The organism is Actinomadura rubteroloni (assembly GCF_002911665.1).
Classification (GTDB): domain Bacteria; phylum Actinomycetota; class Actinomycetes; order Streptosporangiales; family Streptosporangiaceae; genus Spirillospora; species Spirillospora rubteroloni.
Map to the genome: position 1 here is coordinate 616,822 of NZ_MTBP01000001.1, position 21,751 is coordinate 638,572.

Genomic DNA, 21,751 nt, shown 5'->3' on the forward strand with positions numbered 1-21,751 from the left:
CCCCGTCCGCGCGCGAGTATCCCCTACCGGACGTCCACGTAGTCGGTCCCACTCGTCGCCGGCAGATACGTCGCACTGCCCGCGTAGACAGCGCGCCAGGTGCCGTCGGCGGGCGCGGAGAAGGCCAGGCGGAAGGTGCCGTCCGCGTTGGTCCACGCGTAGCCGAAGTACTTCCAGGCCGACGAACCGGACGGGCGGAACTGCAGCTCGACCTTCGTGCCGCGCGCGGCGGGGCGCCAGCCGCCGGCGTAGCGCAGCAGCTTCCCGGCGGCGGTGGCCGTCGCGCGGCGGCGCACCGGCTCCGGCGTGACGTTGAAGCCCTTGGCGAAGGCCGTCCGGCGTCCCACGCGCACGTTGTCGGTGCCGCTCGCGGCCGGCGTGTACGTCGCGCTGCCCGCGTAGGTCGCGCGCCAGGTGCCCGACTTGGAGGCGGTGAACGTCTTGCGGAACACGCCGTTCTTGTCGGTCGTCGTCGTGCCCATCGTGGTCCAGGCCGTGGAGCCGTCGGCCCGGAACTGGATCGTGATCGGTGTGCCGCTTCCGGCGGGGATCCAGCTCGTTCCGGGCAGCCGGAGCAGTTCGCCGCTCACCGTCAGCCGCCCGCCCGGGCTGATCGGCTCGGGTGCGGCGTTGAAGTGGGTGAACTCGGTGCCCGTCCGGACGTCGAGGAAGCGCGCCTCGCTCGTCCCCGGCTTGGTCGCCGTGTCGCCGGCGTAGCGGAGCCGGACGTATCCGTTGCGGTCGGCGTCGATCGTCGCGTAGACCTTTCCGTCGCGGACCCGCAGTTCGTCCAGTGTCGTCCAGCCGGTCTTCCCGTCGGAGGAGAACTCCAGGAACACCTCCTCGCCCCACAGCGGGGTCCGCGTGCCGTCCACGGCGGTTCGGCTGACGGTCGCCGTGATGTCCACGGGCCGGGTGCGCGCGACCGGCGACGGGGTGACGGTGAGCGGGGAGAATGTGGGCGTCTTGTCCTGGACGAGCACGTCCCCCCAGAGGGCGGGCGACTGGACCGTGTAGATCGACCCTTCGGCGTACACGTTCCAGTTCCCCGTCCCCTGCGGAACGAACGAGATGGAGTACGTGCCGTCCGCGGCCGTGGTCGCGACCACGGACCGGTTCCCGATGGTCGGCGTCAGCCTGACGCTGATGCCTTCCACCGGGACCGTCGTGCCGTCGGCGCGCGTCCGGGTCACGGTCCCCGAGACGACGACCGGGGTGCCGACCGGAAGCGGTGACGGCGCGGTCTTCCGGGCGGTCAGCGTCACCTCGCTCTGGTCGACCGTGAAGCGCATGTCCTTGTACGGCGCCCTGCAGTACCGGCCGGCGGCGGGGAAGGAGATCGTCGTCTGGACCCTGCCCCGGAGGTCCAGCGCGAACGTGCCGTCCTCGGCCGTCGTGACCGTCTTGTTCGGGACCACATTCAAGGTCGCGCCGGGCACGGGGACGGGCTCCTCGTCGCTCGCCCTGCGGGCCAGCAGGCGGCCGGTGATGTGGGCGGCGGGGTGGTCGAGGTCGAGGCGCTCCGGTGTCGACGTCGCCTCGATCGTCGTGGGGTAGCAGTCGTTGTAGCTCACCGGACGGACGGTCGACTCGCCGTCGTGGTTCACGACCGTCACGTCGGCCGTGATCGTGCCGGGGTGGTTCTCGATGTCAGAGCGGTAGGAGGCCGTCCACACGCCGTCGGCGTCGGTGCCCGACGAACGGACGAAGTCGGACACCGTCTGGAACGACGTGCCGTCCTTCGTCCGCAGCACCGCCTCGACCTTCGCGATGCCCACCGGGTCCTTGGCGGTGACGGTGAGCGTGAGGACGCGCTGCGCACCACTCGCGGCGAGCGTCACGCCCGCCTGCACGTCGGGGGCGGCGGCGAGGGCGGGCGGGGCGGCGGCGAGCAGGGCGGTCGCGGCCAGGGACAGGACGAACGACTTGCGCATGGGGGATTTACCTCAAAGCTGAGTCAGCGGACGTCGACGTAGTCGGTCAGGCCGGTGAACGACTGCGGATTTCCGCACGAAGACGACCTCCTGGGACGGGCCGCATGATCGCGGCCGTAGAAGGAGACGCCGGGCGGGAACGTGAGGATGACTCGTGTCAGGTCACAAGTCGATCAACGAGTGCCGGTGCGGAGGGAGTCGAGCCAGGACGACGCGGCGGCGAAGTCGGCGTCGTGGGTGCCGCGCCGGATGTCGGGACGGACGGCGTCCGCGCGCGGGTAGGAGCCGATGAACCGCACGTCCGCGCAGATCCGGCGCAGGCCCATCAGCGCCTCGCCGACGCGGGCGTCCTGGACGTGGCCCTCGAAGTCCATCCAGAACAGGTAGGAGCCGAGCCGCGCGCCCGTCGGACGCGACTGGATCAGCGTCAGGTTGATCCCGCGCACCGAGAACTCGGTGAGGATCTCCAGCAGCGCGCCGGGGTGGTCGGCGCCGATGAACGCGGCGACGGTGGTGCGGTCCGCGCCGGTCGGGGCGGGCGGCGGGCCGGGACGGCGCAGCGCGACGAACCGCGTCACCGCGTCCGCGACGTCGTGGATGTCCTCGGCGAGCACGTCCAGGTTGTAGCGGGCGGCGGCGAACGAGCCCGCGAGCGCCGCGTCGTAGTGGCCGTCGGCGACGTGCTGGGCGGCCTCGGCGTTGGACGTCGCCGCGCGCCACTCGGCGTCCGGGACGTGCTCGGCGAGCCAGCGGCGGCACTGCGGCTGCGCGATCGGGTGCGACGCGACGGTCTTCACGTCCCCGAGGCGCGTGCCCGGCCGCACCAGCAGCGCGAACGACACCGGCAGGTTGACCTCGCCGACGATCTGGAGCGGTTCCCCGGTGGCCAGTTCGTCCAGCGTCGTCGGGACCGAGCCCTCGACGGAGTTCTCCAGCGCGACGACCGCGCCGTCGGCCTCGTCGCGGCGCAGCGCGTCCAGGACGGCGGGGACGGTCGCGAGCGGCAGGTGGTCGGCGTCGGCCGTGCCCGGGAAACGCAGCAGGGCGGCTTCGGTGAACGTCCCCTGCGGACCGAGATAGGCGTAACGCACGTGACGACCCTTCGTGGTGGTACGGACCGTGACCACTGTAACCGCCGGTCAACCCGCCTTGCTGGGCGAGATTCCGAAGTCGGGCAACGGGTCGTCCATCGTGACGATCGGGCCCTTGCCGAGCCGCGCGGCGCGGAGTGCCTGGTTCTCCTCGGGGGACAGGCCGTCGACCGGGTAGCCGTCGCGGACGGGCTTGGCGTACGTCCGGGTCTCGGTGCGCCCGATGATCGAGGAGATGATCACGCCGTCGCCGCCCGCGTTGATCAGCGCCAGCGAGAACGACCGGTGCCCGGACATCTCCTTGAGCGCGTCGTAGTGGACGATCGCGAGGTCGCGCAGGGCCTTCGGGTCCACGCTGGTGGTGCCGGCGAGCTGGAGCTGGCGGCGCAGGACGGCCGCGCACTCGTCCACGACCTGGTTCGCCCGCCGGTAGGCCGCCACGCCGACGGAGACCCCGGCCACTCCGGCGACCAGCCCTACCACGGCCACGGCGACAAGCATCACGGAGTGAGGGTACCCACCCGCGCGTCGCCGTGCGTACGTTCCCCATGATCCCCGGACGTTCGCACACGGTTCACCAACCAGACGCCGAGTACGACGATCAGGGCGAGTGCGGCGAGTCCGAAGGCGTCCTGGAGGATCCGGCCGACGATCCGGACGGCCATCGGGTGCTCGCGTCCGGACAGCGCGGCGCCGCGCCAGGGCAACGGGAAGAGGAAGTACAGCCAGACGCCGAGCGCGAGCACGCAGCGGCGCGGGTCGCGGCCGTCACCGGCCAGCGCGCCGAGCACCGCGATGATCCAGACGAGGTGGTGCATCCAGCCGACGGGCGACAGCAGCACCGACAGCAGCCCGGTGATCGCGGCCCCGGCGAGCAGCAGCGTGTAGGCGGACGGCCCGGCGGCGGCGGCGCGCGTCAGGTCGGTGCCGCCGAACGGCCCCGGACGTCCCAGCGCGTCCCCCGCGACCGTCGCCCGGCGCGCGAGCCGCAGCCCGAGCAGCGCGACGGCCACCGCGAGGACGAGCCACAGCAGCGACCGCCACGGGCTCTCCGGCAGGACGTGCGCGAGCATCCCGTTGAGGGCCTGGTTGGTGGTGCCGCCGACGGCGCCCGTGCGGTCCCCGCCCTGGAGGAACGCGCCGAACCAGTAGTCGCGGGAGTCGGCGGGCAGCAGCGCGAACGCCCCGCCCCAGGCGGCGAGCGCGGTGAGCAGGGCGGTCCCGGCGGCGTCGCGGCGGCCGGTGATCCAGAACCAGATCAGGAAGACGCCCGGCACCAGCTTGATCGCCATCGCCAGGCCGACGAGCACGCCGCGCGGCCAGCGGGCCGAGCGGGCGCAGCAGTCGGCGAGGCACAGCGCCATCAGCAGGAACCCCACCTGACCGAAGCGCATCTGGTCGGACGCGGGCCACAGCCAGGCCGTCGCGCCGACGAGCGCTCCCGCCGCGACCGGCGCCCACCGGCCCGCGCGGCGGATCAGGTCGCGGAAGGCGTACAGGACGGCGACGGTCAGCGCCGCGTACATCAAAGCCGTCCACGTCCACTGCGCGGCCTTCCACGGCAGCAGCGTGAACGGCACCGCGAGCACGGCCGCGAAGGGCGGATACGTGAACGGCAAAAGCTGCGGCGGCTGCGTCAGGACGTCGTAGAGCGGGGCGCCGCGCAGGATCGCCGCGCCGCCCTCCCGGTAGACCTCCAGATCCACCATCCGCTGGTCCGGCGGGTTGTTCAGCCACTTCACGACGATCGGCGCGACGGCCGCGACCGCGACGAGAACGCCGAGGCCGACGATCCACGGCGGGGTCCTGCTGCCAGCACGCATGCGTCCATCCTGGACCAACTCGCCCACTAACCTGACCTCATGGCGCAGTACGGGGCGGGAACCGGAAGGCCGTGCTCTGCGGTGGTCAGGGCGCTGGTCGCGGTCGCCGCGCTGCTCGCCGGAACGGGCGTGTTGGCGGCGCCCGCCGCGGCGGCGGCGCCGTCGTCCCGGACGGTCGTCATCGGCGTCCCCGGGATGATGTGGAGCGACATCACCGCGACCCGCACGCCCACCCTGTGGAAACTGGCGGGCCGGGGCGGCGCGGCGGCGCTCTCGGTGCGGACGACGCGGCCGGGCACCTGCCCGACGGACGGCTGGCTGACGGTCTCGGCGGGCCAGCGCTCGCGGCTGGCGCACGGCGACTGCCTGCTGCCCGCGACCCCGTCGGCGACGCCGTCCGGCGGGGCGACCGCCGCCGACTGGCCCGCGATCCGCGCCGACAACGCCGCGACGACCTACCACTCGCGCGCCGGGCTGCTCGGCGACGCCGTCCACCGCGCGGGCGACTGCACGTTCGCGGTCGGCGCGGGCGCGGTCTACGGGCTCGCGGACGGCACGGGCCGCGTCGACCGCTACGTCTCCGCCCCGGACCGGGCGCGGCCGGAGGACTGGACGCGCTGCCGCCTGGCCGCCGTCGAGATCGACGACCTGTTCCGCGCCTACCAGGCCGCCGGGGTGGACGCGAAGGGCGAGCAGGAGGCGGTGGCCGAGGCGGTCCGGGCGCGGGCCGTCAGCACGGCGGACCAGCGCGTCGCGGCGGTGCTGGCCGCGCTCCCGCCCGGGACGAACGTGCTGGTCGCGGGCCTGTCGGACATCGGCGTGCCGCCGCATCTGCGGATCGCGATCGGCGCGACCACCCCGGGCGGGCCGTCGTCGTTCCCGCGCGGGCTGCTGACGTCGTCGGCGACGCACCGGCCGGGCCTGGTCACGCTCACGGACGTCACCGCGACCGCGCTCAAGCTGCTCGGCCTCCCGCAGTCGGACGAGGCGGTCGGGTCGGCGTGGCGGTCGCAGAAGTCCGATCAGGCCGCGACGCCGAAGATCGAGGCGCTGGAGAACCAGGACGTCGCCGCGCAGGCCATCCGCAGCGTGCAGGGCAGGTTCATCTCGACCGTCGTGGTCGCGCAGATCGTGCTGCTCGGCGCCGCGTGGCTGCTGCTGCGGCGGCGGCCGGGGAGCGCGCGGCGGCGGCGCGTGCTCGGCGCGGCGCGGGTCGTGGCGCTGCTCGGCGGGGCGCTGCCGGTCTCGGCGTTCCTCGCCGGGATCGTCCCGTGGTGGCGGTCCTCGCATCCGGCGGCCGTGCTCGTGACGACGGTCGTCGTGGTCGGGGCGCTGTTGACGGGCGCGGCGCTCGGCGGGCCGTGGCGGCGGTCCAAGCTCGTCCCGAGCTTGATCATCGCGGCGGTGACGGCCGGCGTCCTCGCGCTGGACGTCATGACCGGCTCGCACCTCCAGATGAACACCTTCCTCGGGTACACGGCGCTCGTCGCGGGCCGGTTCTACGGGTTCGGGAACCAGGCGTTCGCCCTGTTCGCGGCGGCTGCGGTGCTGACGGCGGCGTGGCTGGCGGAGTACCGCGTCAGGGCCGGGCAGCGGTGGACGGCCGCGCTCGTGATCGGTGCGGTCGGCGTCGGTGCGGTCGCGGTCGATGGGCTGCCGATGTGGGGCAGCGACTTCGGCGGCGTCCTCGCGATGGTGCCGGTGTTCGCGATGCTCGCGCTGCTCGCGGCCGGACGGCGCCTGCGCTGGTGGTGGCTCGCCGGGTTCGGCGCGGCGGCCGTGGCACTGGTCCTGCTGATCTCGTGGTGGAACGCCCGCAGCGCCAATCCGACGCATCTCGGGAAGTTCTGGAACGACCTGGTCGCGGGGAACGGCGGCGAGGTCGTCCAGCGCAAGTTCGAGGCGATGACGCGCAGCCTCGGGTTCTGGCCGGTCACGGCGCTGCTCGCGGTCGCGCTCGTGTTCCTGTACCTCGCGCTGGTCGACCCGGCGCGGTGGCGGGCGAGGCCGCTGCTCGTCGCCTACCGGGACACCACGACGATGGGCCCGGCGCTGATCGCCGTGCTCAGCGTCGGGATCATCGGGACGCTCGTCAACGACTCCGGCGTCATCATCCTGACCGTGACGCTGCTGCTCACGGTGCCGCTGACCGTGGCGGCGGCGCTGCGGTCGCTGGAGACCGGCGCACGCACAGAACCGCGACCGTCAGCGCCGCGATCGTCAGCACGCACGGGATGACGTCCGGGCGCAGCGTGGTGAACAGCCAGGTCAGGCCGTCCGGCAGGCCGATCAGCTCGGGCTTGCGCGCGGGCAGGTAGGCCAGGCTCAGCGCGAATGTGTGGACGAGCAGCGCCGCGTCGAACCGGGACAGCGGCAGCAGCGCCAGCAGCGCCCAGCCGTAGCCGTCGTACCAGGGCAGGACGTACGGCGCGGTGAACAGCCAGCCGACGAGCAGCGCGGCGGCGACGCGGCGGGGGTCGTCGCGCGGGACGTCCCGGGACACCGGCAGCCCCCGGTAGAGCAGCAGCGCGAGGGCGATGCCGGTCGCGGCGGCCAGGTACTTGATCACGTCCCGGCCGAGGAACGGGCGGACGAGATGCCACGGCGTCGCCAGCGAGATCATGCCGCCGGCCCGTCCGGTCTGGTCGAAGACGTGCGGTCCGGCCAGCGCGAACAGCACGGCGGCCGTCACGACCGCCGCGCCGAACAGCGCGGCCAGGCCCGCCGGGCGGCGGCGGCGCAGCAGCAGCCACGCCGGGCCGCCGCCGACCAGCGCGGCGGGCAGCTTCACCGCCGCGCCGACCGCGACGAGCACGCCGGTCAGCAGCGTGCGGGCGCGGCCCGGACGGGCGAACACCGCGAGCGCGGCGACCATCGGGGCGATCGCCCACACGTCGTTGTGCGCGCCCGCGACGAGGTGGTAGAGCACGAGCGGATTGGCCGTCCACAGCAGTGCGGCGCGGGCGCGGCCCTTGTCGTCGCGGGCCATGCGGTGCAGGAGCAGTGCCGTCCCTGCGAACGCCAGCACGTTCATCACGGACAGGACGAACACCGTGAGCCGCAGCGAGTCCCCACCGATCCAGGACGCAACTGCCTGCCCGGCCGTCGCGACGGGTCCGTACACCGACGGCGTCCGCCGCCACTCTTCCGCCGCCCCCGCGACCGGGTCGCCGGTCAGATCATCGGCGGTCGTGGCGTACGGGTCGTGGCCGGTGACCGCCATCCGCCCGTACCCGGCGTAGTTGAGGTGGTCGGACGAGCCGACGGGCGGCAGGAACGCGAGCACCGCCGCCGTGAGCAGCCCCGCGACCAGCAGCGGACGAACCGGGACCGCGCGCGTCGCCCGCAGGCACAGCGCGAGGCCCGCCGCGCTCGCCGTCAGCCCGGCGACGACCAGCGCGACCACGAGATACGGCGACGGACGCGCGTCCAGCGCGAACGGCGGGCCGCCGCCGGGCAGCGCGGGCTCGAACGGCGACGGTCCGAGGACGGCGACGGCGACGAAGCAGGTCAGGCCCGTCCCGCCGAGGACGAGCCCGCCGGTCGCGCGCCGCCGCGCGGTCGCCGCGCCGCCGGTGCGGGGACGGGCCAGGGTCACGCGCCCCGGCCGCGCCGCAGCGCGTCCAGCGCGGGCTCGCGGGCGGCGAGGGCGCGCCCGACGTCGCGGAACTGCCGGGCGCGGTGGAGTTGGGCGCGCCAGTCGGTGCCGGTGGCGCGGTGCGCGAGCGGCACCTCGACCTCCTCGACGCGGAAGCCCTTGCGGAGCAGGTCGATCGTCAGCGCCGTCTCGACGCCGAACCCGGCGGCGAGCGGCCGGGCGGCCTCGAACGCGGCGCGGGTCAGGCAGCGCTGGCCGTTGAGCGGCTGGGTCGCGGTCCAGCCGGTGGCGCGGCGGATGCCGTCGCGGGAGAGGCGGACGACGAAGCCGTGGCCGCCGAGCTTCACCGTGCTGCTGAACACCGCGATCGTCATGTCGGCGGTGCCCGCGCGGACGGGGGCGACGAGCGGCGCCGCGTCCCGGGCCGTGTCGCCGAGGTCGGCGTCGAGGAACAGCAGGTGGCGCGGGTCGCCGGAGTCGAGCAGGCGGACGGCCTCCGCGCCGGTCTCCATCGCCGCGCCCTTGCCCCGGTTGCGGCTGTGCCGGACGACGCGGGCCCCGGCGTCCTCGGCCGCGCGCGCCGTGCCGTCCCGGGAGCCGTCGTCCACGACGATGACGAGATCGGTGCCGGGCAGTTCCGAGGCGGCCTTGACCGTGGCGCCGATCCGGTCCGCCTCGTCCTTCGCGGGAATGATCACCGCTGCGTCCTGCATACCGGCGATCGTAGTGCGGCGGGCGGCGGCGGTCAGCCCACGCCGGGCACGGGCGCCGCCTCCACCACGGTGAACACGGTGTCGAGCCCGGTGACCTGGAGGATGCGGCGGACGGCGGTGCGCGGCGCGGCCAGCGCGAACGACCCGCCGCCGTCCCGGACCCGCTGCATCGCCGCCAGCAGGACGTTCATGCCGATCGAGTCGCAGAACTCCACGCCGCTGAGGTCCACGGTGATGCGGTCGGCGGCGTCGCCGGCCAGGTCCGCGAGCGCGGCCTGGAGGCGCGGCGCGGTGTAGAGGTCGAGCTCACCCGTCGCCGTAACGACGGTGTGACCCCCTTGAGACGATGTTGAGACGTTTAGCTCCACCCCCGGCACACTACCGACCGAACGCGCCTCGATCCAGAGCGTCATCACGGAACCCCGTCCGCACGGCCCGCCCCGGGCGAGTCCCGGGCAGGTCGCCCGGCGATTCGCCGCCGCGCTCCGCCGCCGCGTGCGGGACGCTGGACGCCGGCCGACGCGAAGGAGGCGCCGATGACCGAACCCGAGCGCTGGGACGCGCGGCTGCGCGGACGGCTGGAGACCGTCCGCGCCCGCTCCCTGAAGGCCGCGCCGTGGCGCGACGCCGTGCCGCTGCTCGCCCCGCTGGTCAACCGGTCCGGGCACGTGCCCGTCCGCGCCCGCCTCACCCGCGAGGACCTGGCGTTCCTCGGCGCGGCGCGCGACGACCTCCTCGCGCTGACGCGGATGGCGCTGCGCCTCGCCGACCTGCACCGACCGCAGGACGGCGGCGGCATCAGCAGCGACCCGTCCCGTCCGATCCTGCGCTGCCGCTCCTGCATGGCCCGCTGGCCCTGCCCCACCCTCCGCGCGGTCGACGAGGCGTTGTTTCATTGAGTCCCGGCCTGCGGGGGCTCGCCTGGCGGCTCGCCCCCGCAACCGTGCCTTGTGCGAGCGCCGCATCGCTTCGCGATCTTCCCGCCCGGGGACTCGCCTTCGGCTTCGTCCCCGGGCGCTCAGTCAACGCACTCGCGCGATGGCTGAAATTGACGTCCTCAACACGTCCTAGCCGCCGATCAGCCCGCCCAGCGCGGCGGTGCGGGATCTGACGCCGAGGGTCGTCGCGGTGATGGTCGTGACGTTCTTGCCGAGGGTGATGAGCGTGCCGTTGCCGCCGTCGGCGTCGGGGACGCCGATCGTGAGGTCCGCGCGGCCGTCGCCGTCGTGGTCGAGCAGCGCCACCTGCGCGCCCAGGTGCTCGTAGGCGCGGACGGCGCCGGGGACCCCCGTCGTGCTTCTCGTGATCTCCTGCGCGCCGCGTCCGGTCAGGCCGGACGGCGAACCGTAGAGCACGTACGCCGAGCCCGCGTCGAAAACGTTCCCGCGGTCGGTCTTCGGCGCGCCGACGGCCAGGTCGGCGCGACCGTCGCGGTTCACGTCGCCCGCCGCGAGCGCCGCGCCGAAGTTGTCCTCCATGACCGCGCGGCCCGGTACGCCGGACGTGTCGCGGTGCAGCGTGTACGTCCCGCCGAGTCCGAACGGCGTGCCCCGGTGGACGGTCACGGCGCCGCCCGTCCAGGGGCGGTCGTAGGTGTCGCCGACCGCGACGTCCGCGCGGCCGTCGCCGTCGAAGTCGGCCACGGCGAGCGCGTGGACGGTCGTGTAGACCGTGCGGCCGCGGTCGAGCCCGCCCCGGCCGTTCGCGGTGAACAGCGTGAAGCCGCGCCGGTGGTCCACCTCGGGGTCGTCGTGGTCGTACCAGCCGTAGACGACGTCGGCGCGGCCGTCGCCGGTGACGTCGCCCGCCGCGATCCAGGAACGGTCCAATCCGTAGCCCGAACGCGCTCCCGGCCGGACGGTCACCTTGCGTCCCCGGAACGACAGCCAGGTGAACGTGCTCGTGCCGGGCGCCGTGACGAACAGTTCCGGCGTCCCGTCGCCCTGGAGGTCCCCGGCGGTCAGCGTCTCGCCGAACCGGTGGCCCTTCCCGGCCGCGCCGTTCTCGCCGAACGCCGCCGCGCCGCGCAGGCCGGACGGCGAGCCCCACAGGACCGTCACCGTCCCGGTGTCGGCGGCGCGGCCGTCCTCGCCGGGCGCGCCGACCGCGAGGTCCGCGTAGCCGTCGCGGTCGAGGTCCGCCGAGGTCAGCGACGCGCCGAACCGGTCACCGGCCTCCGGCGCGCCCGGGACGCCCGCGCTCGCCTGCGTCACGACCTGCCTGCGCCGCGGGTCCACGCCGGTCTTCGACCCGTACACGACGGTGACGAATCCGGCCTTCTTCTTGTCTCCCACGGTTCCGGCCGGGCTGCCGAGCGCGAGATCGCGCCGTCCGTCGCCGTCGAAGTCGTAGGGGCGCGCCGCCGCGCGGGCCGTCGCGGGACCGGCCGCAGCCAGTCCGCACGCACCCGTCACGGCGGCGAGCGCCAGGGCATGAGCCGCCCGAAAGCGCACGTTTCCTCCCGTGGGTCATACGCGTCCCGGCAGGACGCGCCGTCCAATAACCCGCGGCGGACATTACTCCGGGTAAGGGATGTCCGATTTATGGTGACGCGGCGCACACAGAGCCTTGTTTTCGCAGGTCAGACCCCAGGTCGGGCCGGACGAGCCGGGTCGGGAGATGAGCGAGATCACGTGCTGAGGCGCTGGTCACAGGGGCGGTCCCGGGCGCCGTCTCGGGGTCGGGGTCAGCCTCGGGTCGGGGTCGGAGTCCTCCCATGGTGTGATGACGTCCCTTTGACCGGCGCATACCGTTGACGACATGGGACGCACTCTCCTCACGATTCTCGGCGTGATCCTCGCCATCTGGCTGGTCTTCACCATGCTCGGCTGGCTGTTCTCGCTGCTCAAGCTGTTCGTGATCGTCGGCATGATCGCCGCCGTGATCTACCTCGTCGTCACGCTGGTGGCGAAGTCGTCGAAGGGCCGGTAGCGATGTAAGGAACCACTTGCGTCCGGGCGCCGGTTCCCCCGATGATGCGGCGGTATGAGACGCCCGTCACACGGACGAGAGGGGCTCCCCATGACCGGCCTGACCGACGTCCTGCGGGAACGCGCGCGGCGGCACCCCGACCGCGTCGCCTACCACGCGGGGGACACGAGCGTCACCTACGCGGAGTTCGACCGCCGGGTGGACCGGGCCGCGGCGGCGCTCGCCGCGGCCGGGCTCGGGCCCGGCGACCGGGTCGCGATGCTGGACAAGAACTCGCTGGAGTACGTGGAACAACTGTTCGCGGCGGCGCGGATCGGCGCGGTGCAGGTGCCGGTCAACTACCGGCTCGCGCCGGACGAGGTCGCCTACATCGTCGGCAACGCGCGGGCGAAGGTCTTCGTCGTCGGGCCGGAGTTCGTGCCGGTGCTCGACGCCGTCGCGGGCCGGCTGGAGCACGTGGCGCTGAGCGTGGTCGTCGGCGGCGAGGGCCACGGGCACACCGACTACGACGCCTGGGTCGGGGCGCACGACGCCGCCGCGCCGCCGGAGCACGTCCCCGCGGCCGGGGACGTGTTCGCGCAGCTCTACTCGTCCGGGACGACCGGCCGTCCGAAGGGCGTGATGCTCACCCACGCCAACTACGGGACCGTCCTGCCGCTCGCCGCGACGCTCTGGGAGACGTCCGAGGACGACGTGCTCATGACGGCGATGCCGATGTACCACATCGCCGGGAACATCCTCGCCGTCGCGACGATCTACAACGGAATGACCGGCGTCATCACCCGCGAGCCCGACCCGGCGCGCATCGCCCGCGACGTCGAACGGCACCGCGTGACGCACGTGTTCCTGGTGCCGGTGCTGCTCCAGTTCCTCCAGCTCGTCCCGGAGGTCGGGGCGGCGGACCTGAGCAGCCTGAAACTCGTCCTGTACGGCGCCTCGCCGATCAGCGAGGACGTCCTGCGCGGCGCGATGCGGCTGCTGCCCGGCACCGCGTTCATGCAGGTCTACGGCCTGACGGAGACCACCGGCGCGATCACCTACCTGCCCCCCGAGGACCACGACCCCGACGGGCCGCACCCCGAGCGGCTGCGCAGCGCCGGGCTCCCGTACGCGTGCGCGGAGATCCGCGTCGTGGATCCGGCGACGCTGGCGGACGTCCCGGCCGGCGAGGTCGGCGAGATCCTGTGCCGGGGCGGCATGAACCTGTCCGGCTACTGGGACCTGCCCGACGCGACCGCCGCCGCGCTGCTGCCGGACGGCTTCTTCCGCACCGGCGACGCGGGCTACCTGGACGCGGACGGCTACGTCTACATCCACGACCGCGTCAAGGACATGATCATTTCGGGCGGGGAGAACATCTACCCGGCCGAGGTGGAGAACGTCCTGATGAGCCATCCGGCGGTGACCGACTGCGCGGTGATCGGCGTGCCGGACGAGCGGTGGGGCGAGACGCCGAAGGCCCTGGTCGTCCTGGACGCCGACGTGCCCGAGGCCGACCTCATCGCGTACTGCCGGGAGCGGCTGGCGCACTTCAAGTGCCCGTCGTCGGTCGAGCGGCGGGACGCGATCCCCCGCAACCCGACCGGCAAGATCCTCAAGCGCGAGCTGCGCGCCCCCTACTGGACGGACCAGACGCGGTCAGTCCACTGACTCACGAGAACCGGATCACGGCGGTCAGCGCGCGGTGGTCGGACGCGCGGTTCGGCGTCCGCGCCACCCCGCAGGACGTGGCCGCCGTCCGGTTCGTGAACAGGTAGTCGGTCTTGAAAACCGCTGCACCGGACCAGTTCTGGAGCGTCGCCGCGCCGTCGCGCGCGTTCGGGCCCTGGTCGCACTCGGCGTAGTCGCGGTAGAGGCCGTCCAGCGGGCGCCCGGCCGGGACGTCGGTCAGGTCGCCGCCGAACACGACCCGTCCGGGGCCCGCCGCCTCGGCGAGCCGCGCGGCCTGCCTGCGCCGCCACTCGCCGCGCGGGTCCTCGGCAGTCGCGCTGAACCGGGTGGAGCACAGGCGCGTCCGCCAGGTCTCCGACGTCGCGCAGAGGGCCGTCCGCTCGTGCCCGCGCGGGGCGGGCAGGCGGAGCTTGCGGACGTCGCCGAGCGCGGTGCGGCTGCCGATCGCGACGCCGGGCCGTCCCTGCCCGTTCGCGCACTTGGCGTCCTTGTCCTCCGGGCTGAACTGCCACGACCAGCCGTGGAACACCGGCGCCGCGCCGAGCGCCGCGACCTGCGCGGAGCAGATCTCCTGGAGAAGCAGGACGTCGGCCTTCACATGCCGTCCCCCGACGGTGTTGGCACGCGCCTCATGCTCGACCGCCCGGACCAGGTCGGCGGGACGCGCCCCGAGCGGACAGCCCGGCACCGCGTCGCCGCAGACGTTCCAGGTCATCGCGGTGACCGTCGCGGCCTTCGGCGCCTGCTGCGCGCCGTCGGCGAGGACGGGAGCGTCCCCCTTCTCGATGGACGCGCCGGCTCCGGCGAACGCGACGACGGCACCGGCACCGGCGACGGCGAGCAGGGGAATCAGGGCGCGGGGGACACGCACACGTCACTCCATGGGGTGTTTCAGCGGGGGTTGCCCCGAAATCTCACCACACAAGATCGTCACCCGCCAGCGATTCCCCCGCACCCGCGCCGACCGGCGCCGAAACGGCACGGCTCCCCCGCTCGCGGCGTCCTAGGGGATCTGGCGGTAGACGTCGCGGCGGTCCCCGACGGCCAGGACCCACACGATCAACTGGCCGTCCTCGACCGTGTAGACGACGCGGTAGTCACCGATCCTGAGCCGCCAGCGGGCGCTGTGTCCCCGAAGAGCCTTGATGTCGAACGACGCCGTGTCCCCCGCGTCCATCGCCTTCTGGAGTTCGGCGAGGCGGTGGAGAATGCGCAGGGCGTCCGGGCGCGGGACCTTGAGCATCGCCCGCTGGGCGTGCGGCGTGAAGCGCGTGGCGTACCCCATGCCGGGTCAGCCCTGGTCGGCGCGCAGCAAGGCGGCCATCTCCTCGAGGGAGACCGACCCTTCCGTGCCCTCGGACTCGGCTTCGTCGGCCAGCCGGTTGAGCCACGCCTCCTCGGCGCTCTCCGCCACCTCGCGCAGGCGCCGGTACTCCTGGACGTCGAGCACGACGGCTTCCTGCCTGCCGCGCCGAGTGATGATCGTCGGGGTGTCCTCCCGGCGGGCGCGATCGATGACGTCGGCGAGGTGCGCGCGGACGTCCGCCATGGATTCGACCACCGGCTCGTTCATGTAACAAATGTATCAGATGTACATGAGTGGCAGCAGTGGGCGCTGGGAGGGGGAAGGCGGCCGGCACCGCGCTCAGCGGACTTGCGTCCGCGAGCGTGCGGGTGCCGGCCGCGAAGTACGTGCCGCCCACAGTACGAATCGGATGGTTCGGTGTCTAAGGGTTTTTCGCCCATGTCGGGGTCCAGGTTCCGGGGACGTCCGGGGGTGCGCCGAGGTGGGCGCGGAGTGCGGCGAGCGCGGGGTGCGGGTTGTCGGGGCGGCGGATCAGCGCGTGCGGGTAGACGGGTGTGGGGTCGCGCAGCGGGATGCGGCGCAGGCCGTGGTCGGCGGGCCAGACGAGGCGTGTGCGCTCGCCGACGAACGTCGCCAGCGTGCGGGAGTCGGCGATCGTGTCCAGGAGTGGTTCGGTGCCGAAGTCGGGGCCGGTGACCTCGATGGTGAGGCCGAACGCGGTGGCCAGGTCGTCGTAGTAGGCGGCCCACTCGGTGCCGGGGACCAGGCCGGGCATCCAGATCCGGTGCCCCGCGAGCGCGTCGGGGCGGATCGAGCGGGCGGCGGCGAGCGCGTGGTCCGGGCCGGTGACGAGCTGGATCGGTTCGTCGTGGACGCGTTCGGCCGCGACGTCGTCGGGCAGGCGGCGGGCGACGGCGCGGAAGGACGCGTCGATCGTCCCGGCCCGGACGGCGTCGACCGCCGCGTCCGCGTCGAAGAGGGTGACGACGTCGAGGTCGAGGTCGGGGCGCGTCCGGTGGAAGCCGCGCAGCAGGTCGGCGGGGGCGAGGCGGCGGCCGATGACGTCCACGCGCAGCGCCCGGCGGCCGGGCCGGACGGACGCGGCGGCCCGCTCCGCCGCGCGGATCAGCTCGCGCGCGTGCGGCAGGAACGCCTGCCCGTCGATGGTGAGCAGCGCGCCGCGCGCCGTCCGGGTGAACAACCGCGCGTCGAGGCCGCGTTCCAGCGCGGCGACGCGCTTGGAGACGGCCTGCTGGGAGATCGACAGCTCGGCGGCGGCGTCCTGGAAGCGTCCGCAGTCCGCGACGGCGAGGAAGGTGCGCACGGCGGCGAGGTCCATGCCGGTCATCGTGCCGCACAACCCGGGGTTGTGCGGCGGGGGGCGGATCGGTTGTTTGCCGGGGCCGTCCCGGGCTCGCTTGGATGGCTCGCGTGGGACGGCGTTTCGGGTGGTTGTGGGCGGCGTACGCCGTCAGTTCGTACGGGACGGGGCTCGGCTTCGGCGCGTTCGCATTTCTCGCGATCCGCGTGCTGCACGCCGGGGCGACCGAGATCGCGCTGCTGTCGGCGGCCGGGACGGCGGTCGGCGCGGCCCTGGCGATCCCGCTCGGGCCGTGGGTGGAGTTCCGGCGCAAGCGCCCCGTGATGGTCGCGATGGACCTGGTCCGGTTCGGGGCGCTGGCGACCGTGCCCGTCGCGTACGTGTGCGGGGCGCTGACGTTCGCCCAACTCCTGGTGGTCTCGGTGGTCGCCGCCGCCGCGAAGATCGCGTTCCGGGCGGCGAGCGGCGCCTATCTGAAGATGATCGTCGCGCCGGAGCACCTGCTCGCCGCGAACGGACGGTTCGAGTCCACGACCTGGACGTCCACCGTGCTCGGCCCGTCCCTCGGCGGCGCCGTGATGGCGCTGTGCGGGCCGGTCGCGACCGTCGTGGCGGACGCCGCCAGCTACCTGGTGTCGGCCGCGTGCCTCGGCGCGGCGGGCGGCGCCGAGGCCGAACCCACCGTGCGGCGCCGGGGCGCGGACGGCCTGCTGGACGGCTGGCGGCACATCCTCGGCCATCCCGTCCTGCGTCCGCTGTTCCTCAACACGGTCCTGGTGTCCGGCCTGATCATGGCGACGGAACCGCTGCTGGCCGTGCTCATGCTCGGCCGCCTCGGCTTCTCGCCGTGGGAGTACACGCTCGTGTTCGGGCTGCCGTGCGCGGGCGGGCTGGCGGGGGCGCGGCTGGCCCGTCCGCTCGTCCGGCGGTACGGGCCGCACGCGGTGCTGCTCGCGTCCGGGACGCTGCGGGCGTGCTGGCCGGTCGGGCTGGCGTTCATCCGGCCGGGCGCGGCGGGGCTCGTGCTCGTGCTCGTCCTCCAGTTCGGCCTGGTCACGTGCATCGGCGTGTTCAACCCGGTGCTCGCCACCTACCGGCTCGACTGCACCGGCCAGGACCGCATCGCGCGCACGCTGGCGGCGTGGACGGTCACGAGCAGCGCCGTCATCGCGGCCCTGACCGCGCTGTGGGGCCTGCTGGCCGACCTCGCGGGCGTCCGGACGGCCGTCGCCGCCGCCGGTCTCCTCATGCTCGCGACGCCGCTGCTGCTCCCGGCGATCCGTCACGCCTCACCTTCGAGCGTGGGTTCGTAGCGTCGGCCCAACGACTGTCCGCGCAACACCAGCAGGCCCGCGACGACGCCGATCAGCGGGAACGCGCCGATGCCCGCGATCAGGACGAACGGCCCGACGCGTTCGGCGAGTGCCCCGGTGAGCGCCGCACCGATCGCCGACGCACCGATCTTCAGGCTGCCCGCCGTCGTGTTGACCTGGCCGAGCCGTCCCGGCGGCGCCTCGCGCTGGCGCAGCATCAGCGTCGCCGCGAACGCCGGCCCCTCGAACAGGCCCGCCGCCGCGCACGCGACCGTCGCCCACAGGATGTCGGGGACGACGGCCAGCGACGCCAGGGCCGTCCCGAACGCGACGAGCCCGCCGAGCATGACCGGCTCGGCGTAGCGCGCGGTGAGCAGGCGGCTGGACAGCAGCGAGCCGAGCAGCGACCCGGCGGCCAGCGCGACGAGCAGCCGGCCGCCGGACGCCTCGTCCCCGCCGAGCCGCCGCCCGAGCAGGACGGTCGTGACCGCGATGCCGCCGAGGCCGACGCTGGCGAACGTCGTCGCGAGCGTCAGCCCGCGCAGGACCCGGTTGCGCAGCAGCACCTGCGCCCCGCCGAGCAGCGCGCCCGTCCGCTCGGGCGCGCGGTCGTCGGGACGGACCGGACGCGGCGGCGCGGGGGCGCCCGTGTCGTGCGCCGACGCGTGCGCGGCGCGCTTGGGGCGCGCGGGCATCGCCGCCGGCCCCGGCGCGGGGAGGAACACGAGCGCGAGCGCGCCGAGCAGCGCGCCCGCCATGACGGGAAGGCCGGAGAAGTCGGCGGCGGTCGCGGTCGCGATCGTCGCGGCGAGCGCCGGGCCGGTGATCGCCGCGACGTTGTAGCTCGCCGCCTCCAGCCCGTACGCGCGGGGCAGCCGGTCCGCCGGGACGAAGCGCGGCAGCAGCCCGGTCACGGCCACGACGACCGGCTCGGTCAGGCCGATCACGAGCGCGACCGCTAACGCGGCGTACAGCGGCGCGTCGCCCGCGATCGTGAGCAGGGCGGCCATCGCGACCGCGTAGCCGGCCGCGACGGCGGCGACGAACCGGCCGGGCCGGCGCGTCCGGTCGAGCGCGTGCCCGATGACCGGGCCGCTCAGCACGTACGGGAGGGTCATCGCGGTCTGGAGGAAGCCGGCGGTGGCGGCGTCGCCGGTCCTGGCCTGGACGGTCAGCACCAGCGCGGTCGCGAGTCCCTCGGCCGAGATCCGCAGCAGGGTGGCGGCCGTGAGGTGGAGGGGCAGTGCGTATGCGTGATCGGCCATCCTCGCATCGTGACATTCCCCGCGTCACAGCGCTTTCCTTGATTTCGGCCATTTTCACGATTCGTTCTGACCGCTATTTTTCTTGACCGTTCGTTCCAGACAGCGTTACGGTCGGGACGTGGCGAGAACGAAGGAGTTCGATCCGGACGTCGCGCTCCAGAAGGCCCTGGAGCTGTTCTGGGAGCGCGGCTTCGAGGCGACGTCGATGGCGGACCTCGTGGCGCGGCTCGGGATCGGCCGGGCCAGCCTGTACGCGACGTTCGGCGGCAAGCGCGACCTGTACCTGGCGGCGCTCCAGCGGTACCAGGAGCGGTCGGACGCGGTGGAGGCCCTCGCCCGCCCCGGCGCGGCCCTGCCCGCGATCCGGGGCGTGCTGGACGCCTATGTCACGGCGGATCTCGCCTCGTCGCGGGGCTGCATGATCGTCAACGCGGCGATCGAGACGGCGCCCCGGGACCCGGCGGCGGCGCGGCGCGTCGCGGCGTCCTGGGACGGCCTGGAGACCGCGCTCGCCGCCGCGCTCGTCCGCGCCCGCGCGCAGGGCGAGATCCCCGCCGGGAGCGACCCCCGGTCGCTCGCCCGGTTCCTGCTCGTCGTGCTCCAGGGGCTGCGGGTCGTCGGCCGCGCCGACCCCGACCCGCGCCGGCTCTGGGACGCCGTCGAGCACGCCATGGCCGCGATTCAGGAACGATCAGTCAACTAACAAAGGTTGTTTCCCATGTCTCCCGCATTCACTGGCAGAACGGTCCTCATCACGGGCGCGTCCGGCGTCCTCGGCCGCGCGACGGCGGTGGCGTTCGGCCGCGCGGGCGCGAACGTCGTCGCGGCCGGCCGCGACCGCGCCGAACTGGACCGGACCGTCGCGGCCGTCGAACGGGCCGGCGGCACGGCGTCGAGCGTCACCGTGGACGTCACCGACTCCGCGAGCGTCGCCGCGATGGTCGGCGCGGCGGTCGAGCGGCACGGACGGCTCGACGTCGCGTTCAACAACGCCGGGGTGTTCGGCACGCTCGCCCCGGTCGCCGACCAGGACGAGCGCGCCTGGTCCGCCGTGGTCGACGTCAACCTCAAGGGCGTCTTCCTGTCGATGAAGCACGAGATCGCCGCGATGCGCGCGACCGGCGGCGGGGCGATCGTCAACACGTCGTCGCGGATCGGCGCGCACGGACGGCTGCCGGGCGCGAGCGCGTACGCCGCGTCCAAGGCCGCCGTGAGCGTCCTGACGATGAACGCCGCGCGCGAGCACACCGGCGACGGCGTCCGGATCAACGCCGTCAGCCCCGGCCCGATCGACTCGCCGATGTCGCTGCGTCCCGGCGAGACCGAGGCCGACCGCGCCGAGCGGATGAAGGCGTCGCTGCCGATCGGCCGCGTCGCGGACGCCGACGAGGTCGCCGCCGCCGTCCTGTGGCTGGCCTCGGACGAAGCGTCGTACGTGGTCGGAACGGACCTGCTGGTCGATGGAGGGTCCTCCGCCTGAAGTCAGAAAATCATGCCCACTTAGACTGCGAAGGGTGACGGAGACAAGCGAGCACCGGGTCACGAGCGAGGTCGGGCGGCTGCGGACCGTCCTGCTGCACCGGCCCGGCGCCGAGCTGAAGCGGCTCACCCCGCGCAACAGCGACAAGCTCCTGTTCGACGCGATCCCGTGGGTGGGACGGGCGCAGGAGGAGCACGACGCGTTCGCGCAGGCGCTGCGCGACCGGGACGTCGAGGTCCTCTACCTGACCGAGCTGCTCCAGGACGTCCTTGAGTTCGAGCACGCCCGCGAGCAGGCCGTCGACCAGGTCACCGGGGACCGGCGCTGGGGCGACCGGCTGCGGGCGATCGTCCGCGACCACCTGTGCGGGCAGGACCCCGAGGACCTGGCGTCCGTCCTGATCGCCGGCCTCGCGCACGAGGAGCTGAAGGCGGGCCACGGGCTCGTCTACCGGCTGATGGACCCGGCCGACTTCATCGTGGACCCGCTCCCGAGCCTGCTGTTCACCCGTGACAGCAGCACGTGGCTCGGCGAGCGGGTCGCGGTGACGAGCCTGGCGATGCCCGCGCGCCGCCGCGAGTCCGCGCTGACGGACCTGATCTACCGGCACCATCCCCGGTTCGCGGGCGTGGAGCGGGTGTACGACCCGTCGCTGGAGCACCTGGAGGGCGGCGACGTCCTGCTGCTCGCGCCCGGCGTGATCGCGGTCGGCGTCGGGGAGCGCACGACGCCCGCCGGGGCCGAGCGGCTGGCCCGCCAGGTGTTCGCTGCGGGGCTCGCGCGGACGGTCCTCGCCGTCCCGATCGCGCAGCAGCGCGCGACGATGCACCTCGACACCATCTGCACGATGGTCGACGTGGACGCCGTCGTCATGTACCCGCCGGTCGCCGACTCGCTCACCGCCTACACCGTCACGTCGGTGGACGGCGAGCCGCGCGCGGACGGGCCGCGTCCGTTCCTGGCGGCCGCCGCCGAGGCGATGGGCGTCGCGCGGCTCCGGCTGATCGACACCGGGCTGGACCCGGTGACGGCCGAGCGCGAGCAGTGGGACGACGGCAACAACACCCTCGCCGTCGCGCCCCGCCTCGCCGTCGCCTACGAGCGCAACGTGGAGACGAACGCGCAACTGGAGCACGCGGGCATCGAGGTCATCCGGATCAGCGGGAGCGAACTCGGCAGCGGACGCGGCGGGCCGCGCTGCATGTCCTGCCCGATCCTGCGGGACCCGCCGCCGGGCGCGCCGCCCGCCTGAAACGCGACCGCCCCAGGCCGAAGACCTGGGGCGTCGTGAGGTTTGGCGCTCGG

At 74.0% G+C, this 21,751-nt stretch carries 21 protein-coding genes; 8 read left to right on the forward strand and 13 right to left on the reverse strand.

Annotation, left to right across the window (positions count from 1 at the left end; translation table 11 throughout):
- Positions 1 to 23: 23 nt before the first annotated feature.
- The 4 genes from BTM25_RS02770 to BTM25_RS02785 all read right to left on the reverse strand — a co-directional run bounded on the left by BTM25_RS02770 (position 24) and on the right by BTM25_RS02785 (position 4,848).
- Positions 24 to 1,934: a carboxypeptidase-like regulatory domain-containing protein gene (locus BTM25_RS02770; RefSeq protein WP_103561176.1), complete on the reverse strand. Its 1,911-nt coding sequence runs from the start codon at positions 1,932 to 1,934 to the stop codon at positions 24 to 26.
- 173 nt (positions 1,935 to 2,107) lie between these two features.
- Positions 2,108 to 3,025, reverse strand: coding sequence for a prephenate dehydratase (pheA, locus tag BTM25_RS02775; RefSeq protein WP_103561177.1), 918 nt, complete (start codon positions 3,023 to 3,025; stop codon positions 2,108 to 2,110).
- A 48-nt stretch (positions 3,026 to 3,073) separates the two neighbouring features.
- Complete coding sequence (locus tag BTM25_RS02780) at positions 3,074 to 3,526, reverse strand: DUF4446 family protein (RefSeq protein ID WP_103561178.1); 453 nt, start codon at positions 3,524 to 3,526, stop codon at positions 3,074 to 3,076.
- A complete protein-coding gene (locus tag BTM25_RS02785) occupies positions 3,526 to 4,848 on the reverse strand; it encodes a glycosyltransferase 87 family protein (RefSeq protein ID WP_103561179.1) in 1,323 nt (440 codons plus the stop codon). The genes BTM25_RS02780 and BTM25_RS02785 overlap by 1 nt, the downstream gene beginning before the upstream one ends.
- A 39-nt stretch (positions 4,849 to 4,887) precedes the next feature.
- On the opposite strand from BTM25_RS02785, the gene BTM25_RS02790 reads away from it, so the two are divergent.
- The gene (locus BTM25_RS02790) at positions 4,888 to 7,086 is read left to right on the forward strand and encodes a hypothetical protein (RefSeq protein WP_235828127.1); all 2,199 of its coding nucleotides are present in this window, start codon (positions 4,888 to 4,890) and stop codon (positions 7,084 to 7,086) included.
- On the opposite strand, the gene mptB is transcribed toward BTM25_RS02790, so the two are convergent.
- The 3 genes from mptB to BTM25_RS02805 are packed head-to-tail and all read right to left on the reverse strand — an operon-like array spanning position 6,983 to position 9,527.
- Complete coding sequence (gene mptB / locus BTM25_RS29040; protein ID WP_146058932.1) at positions 6,983 to 8,446, reverse strand: polyprenol phosphomannose-dependent alpha 1,6 mannosyltransferase MptB; 1,464 nt, start codon at positions 8,444 to 8,446, stop codon at positions 6,983 to 6,985. The genes BTM25_RS02790 and mptB overlap by 104 nt on opposite strands.
- The gene (locus tag BTM25_RS02800) at positions 8,443 to 9,159 is read right to left on the reverse strand and encodes a glycosyltransferase family 2 protein (protein WP_103561182.1); all 717 of its coding nucleotides are present in this window, start codon (positions 9,157 to 9,159) and stop codon (positions 8,443 to 8,445) included. The genes mptB and BTM25_RS02800 overlap by 4 nt, the downstream gene beginning before the upstream one ends.
- A 32-nt stretch (positions 9,160 to 9,191) precedes the next feature.
- Complete coding sequence (locus tag BTM25_RS02805) at positions 9,192 to 9,527, reverse strand: STAS domain-containing protein (RefSeq protein WP_205648046.1); 336 nt, start codon at positions 9,525 to 9,527, stop codon at positions 9,192 to 9,194.
- Positions 9,528 to 9,695: 168 nt separating this feature from the next.
- Between BTM25_RS02805 and BTM25_RS02810 the strand changes: the two genes are divergently transcribed.
- Positions 9,696 to 10,058, forward strand: coding sequence for a hypothetical protein (locus BTM25_RS02810; protein ID WP_103561184.1), 363 nt, complete (start codon positions 9,696 to 9,698; stop codon positions 10,056 to 10,058).
- A 168-nt stretch (positions 10,059 to 10,226) separates the two neighbouring features.
- Here BTM25_RS02810 and BTM25_RS02815 read toward each other — a convergent pair whose 3' ends face one another.
- Positions 10,227 to 11,612, reverse strand: coding sequence for an FG-GAP-like repeat-containing protein (locus BTM25_RS02815; protein WP_103561185.1), 1,386 nt, complete (start codon positions 11,610 to 11,612; stop codon positions 10,227 to 10,229).
- A 307-nt stretch (positions 11,613 to 11,919) separates the two neighbouring features.
- Here BTM25_RS02815 and BTM25_RS29420 point away from each other — a divergent pair, with 307 nt between their 5' ends.
- Positions 11,920 to 12,090, forward strand: a complete 171-nt coding sequence (locus BTM25_RS29420) for a hypothetical protein (RefSeq protein ID WP_168211983.1) — start codon at positions 11,920 to 11,922, stop codon at positions 12,088 to 12,090.
- A gap of 90 nt (positions 12,091 to 12,180) precedes the next feature.
- Positions 12,181 to 13,740, forward strand: coding sequence for a long-chain-fatty-acid--CoA ligase (locus tag BTM25_RS02820; protein ID WP_103561186.1), 1,560 nt, complete (start codon positions 12,181 to 12,183; stop codon positions 13,738 to 13,740).
- A 1-nt stretch (position 13,741) separates the two neighbouring features.
- Here BTM25_RS02820 and BTM25_RS02825 read toward each other — a convergent pair whose 3' ends face one another.
- The 4 genes from BTM25_RS02825 to BTM25_RS02840 form a co-directional block, all read right to left on the reverse strand.
- Complete coding sequence (locus tag BTM25_RS02825) at positions 13,742 to 14,632, reverse strand: endonuclease/exonuclease/phosphatase family protein (protein ID WP_103561187.1); 891 nt, start codon at positions 14,630 to 14,632, stop codon at positions 13,742 to 13,744.
- A gap of 132 nt (positions 14,633 to 14,764) precedes the next feature.
- A complete protein-coding gene (locus tag BTM25_RS02830; protein WP_103561188.1) occupies positions 14,765 to 15,046 on the reverse strand; it encodes a type II toxin-antitoxin system RelE family toxin in 282 nt (93 codons plus the stop codon).
- Positions 15,047 to 15,052: 6 nt separating this feature from the next.
- Positions 15,053 to 15,334, reverse strand: coding sequence for a type II toxin-antitoxin system Phd/YefM family antitoxin (locus BTM25_RS02835; protein WP_235828129.1), 282 nt, complete (start codon positions 15,332 to 15,334; stop codon positions 15,053 to 15,055).
- Positions 15,335 to 15,488: 154 nt separating this feature from the next.
- Entirely contained in the window at positions 15,489 to 16,406 is a 918-nt protein-coding gene (locus BTM25_RS02840; protein ID WP_103561189.1) for a LysR family transcriptional regulator, read from the reverse strand.
- Between the two features lie 83 nt (positions 16,407 to 16,489).
- Between BTM25_RS02840 and BTM25_RS02845 the strand changes: the two genes are divergently transcribed.
- Positions 16,490 to 17,701: an MFS transporter gene (locus tag BTM25_RS02845; RefSeq protein ID WP_103561190.1), complete on the forward strand. Its 1,212-nt coding sequence runs from the start codon at positions 16,490 to 16,492 to the stop codon at positions 17,699 to 17,701.
- Here the strand turns inward: BTM25_RS02845 and BTM25_RS02850 are convergent.
- Positions 17,671 to 18,966 carry an MFS transporter gene (locus BTM25_RS02850; protein WP_103561191.1) on the reverse strand — a complete coding sequence of 432 codons (1,296 nt, stop codon included), beginning with the start codon at positions 18,964 to 18,966 and terminating at the stop codon, positions 17,671 to 17,673. The two genes, BTM25_RS02845 and BTM25_RS02850, sit on opposite strands and share 31 nt — an antisense overlap.
- Before the next feature lie 118 nt (positions 18,967 to 19,084).
- On the opposite strand from BTM25_RS02850, the gene BTM25_RS02855 reads away from it, so the two are divergent.
- From BTM25_RS02855 to BTM25_RS02865, 3 genes are read left to right on the forward strand one after another with little or no spacing between them, the layout of a single operon-like run.
- A complete protein-coding gene (locus tag BTM25_RS02855; RefSeq protein ID WP_103561192.1) occupies positions 19,085 to 19,669 on the forward strand; it encodes a TetR/AcrR family transcriptional regulator in 585 nt (194 codons plus the stop codon).
- 15 nt (positions 19,670 to 19,684) lie between these two features.
- The gene (locus tag BTM25_RS02860) at positions 19,685 to 20,446 is read left to right on the forward strand and encodes an SDR family NAD(P)-dependent oxidoreductase (RefSeq protein WP_103561193.1); all 762 of its coding nucleotides are present in this window, start codon (positions 19,685 to 19,687) and stop codon (positions 20,444 to 20,446) included.
- Between the two features lie 34 nt (positions 20,447 to 20,480).
- Entirely contained in the window at positions 20,481 to 21,698 is a 1,218-nt protein-coding gene (locus BTM25_RS02865) for an arginine deiminase (protein WP_205647945.1), read from the forward strand.
- Positions 21,699 to 21,751 lie beyond the last annotated feature (53 nt).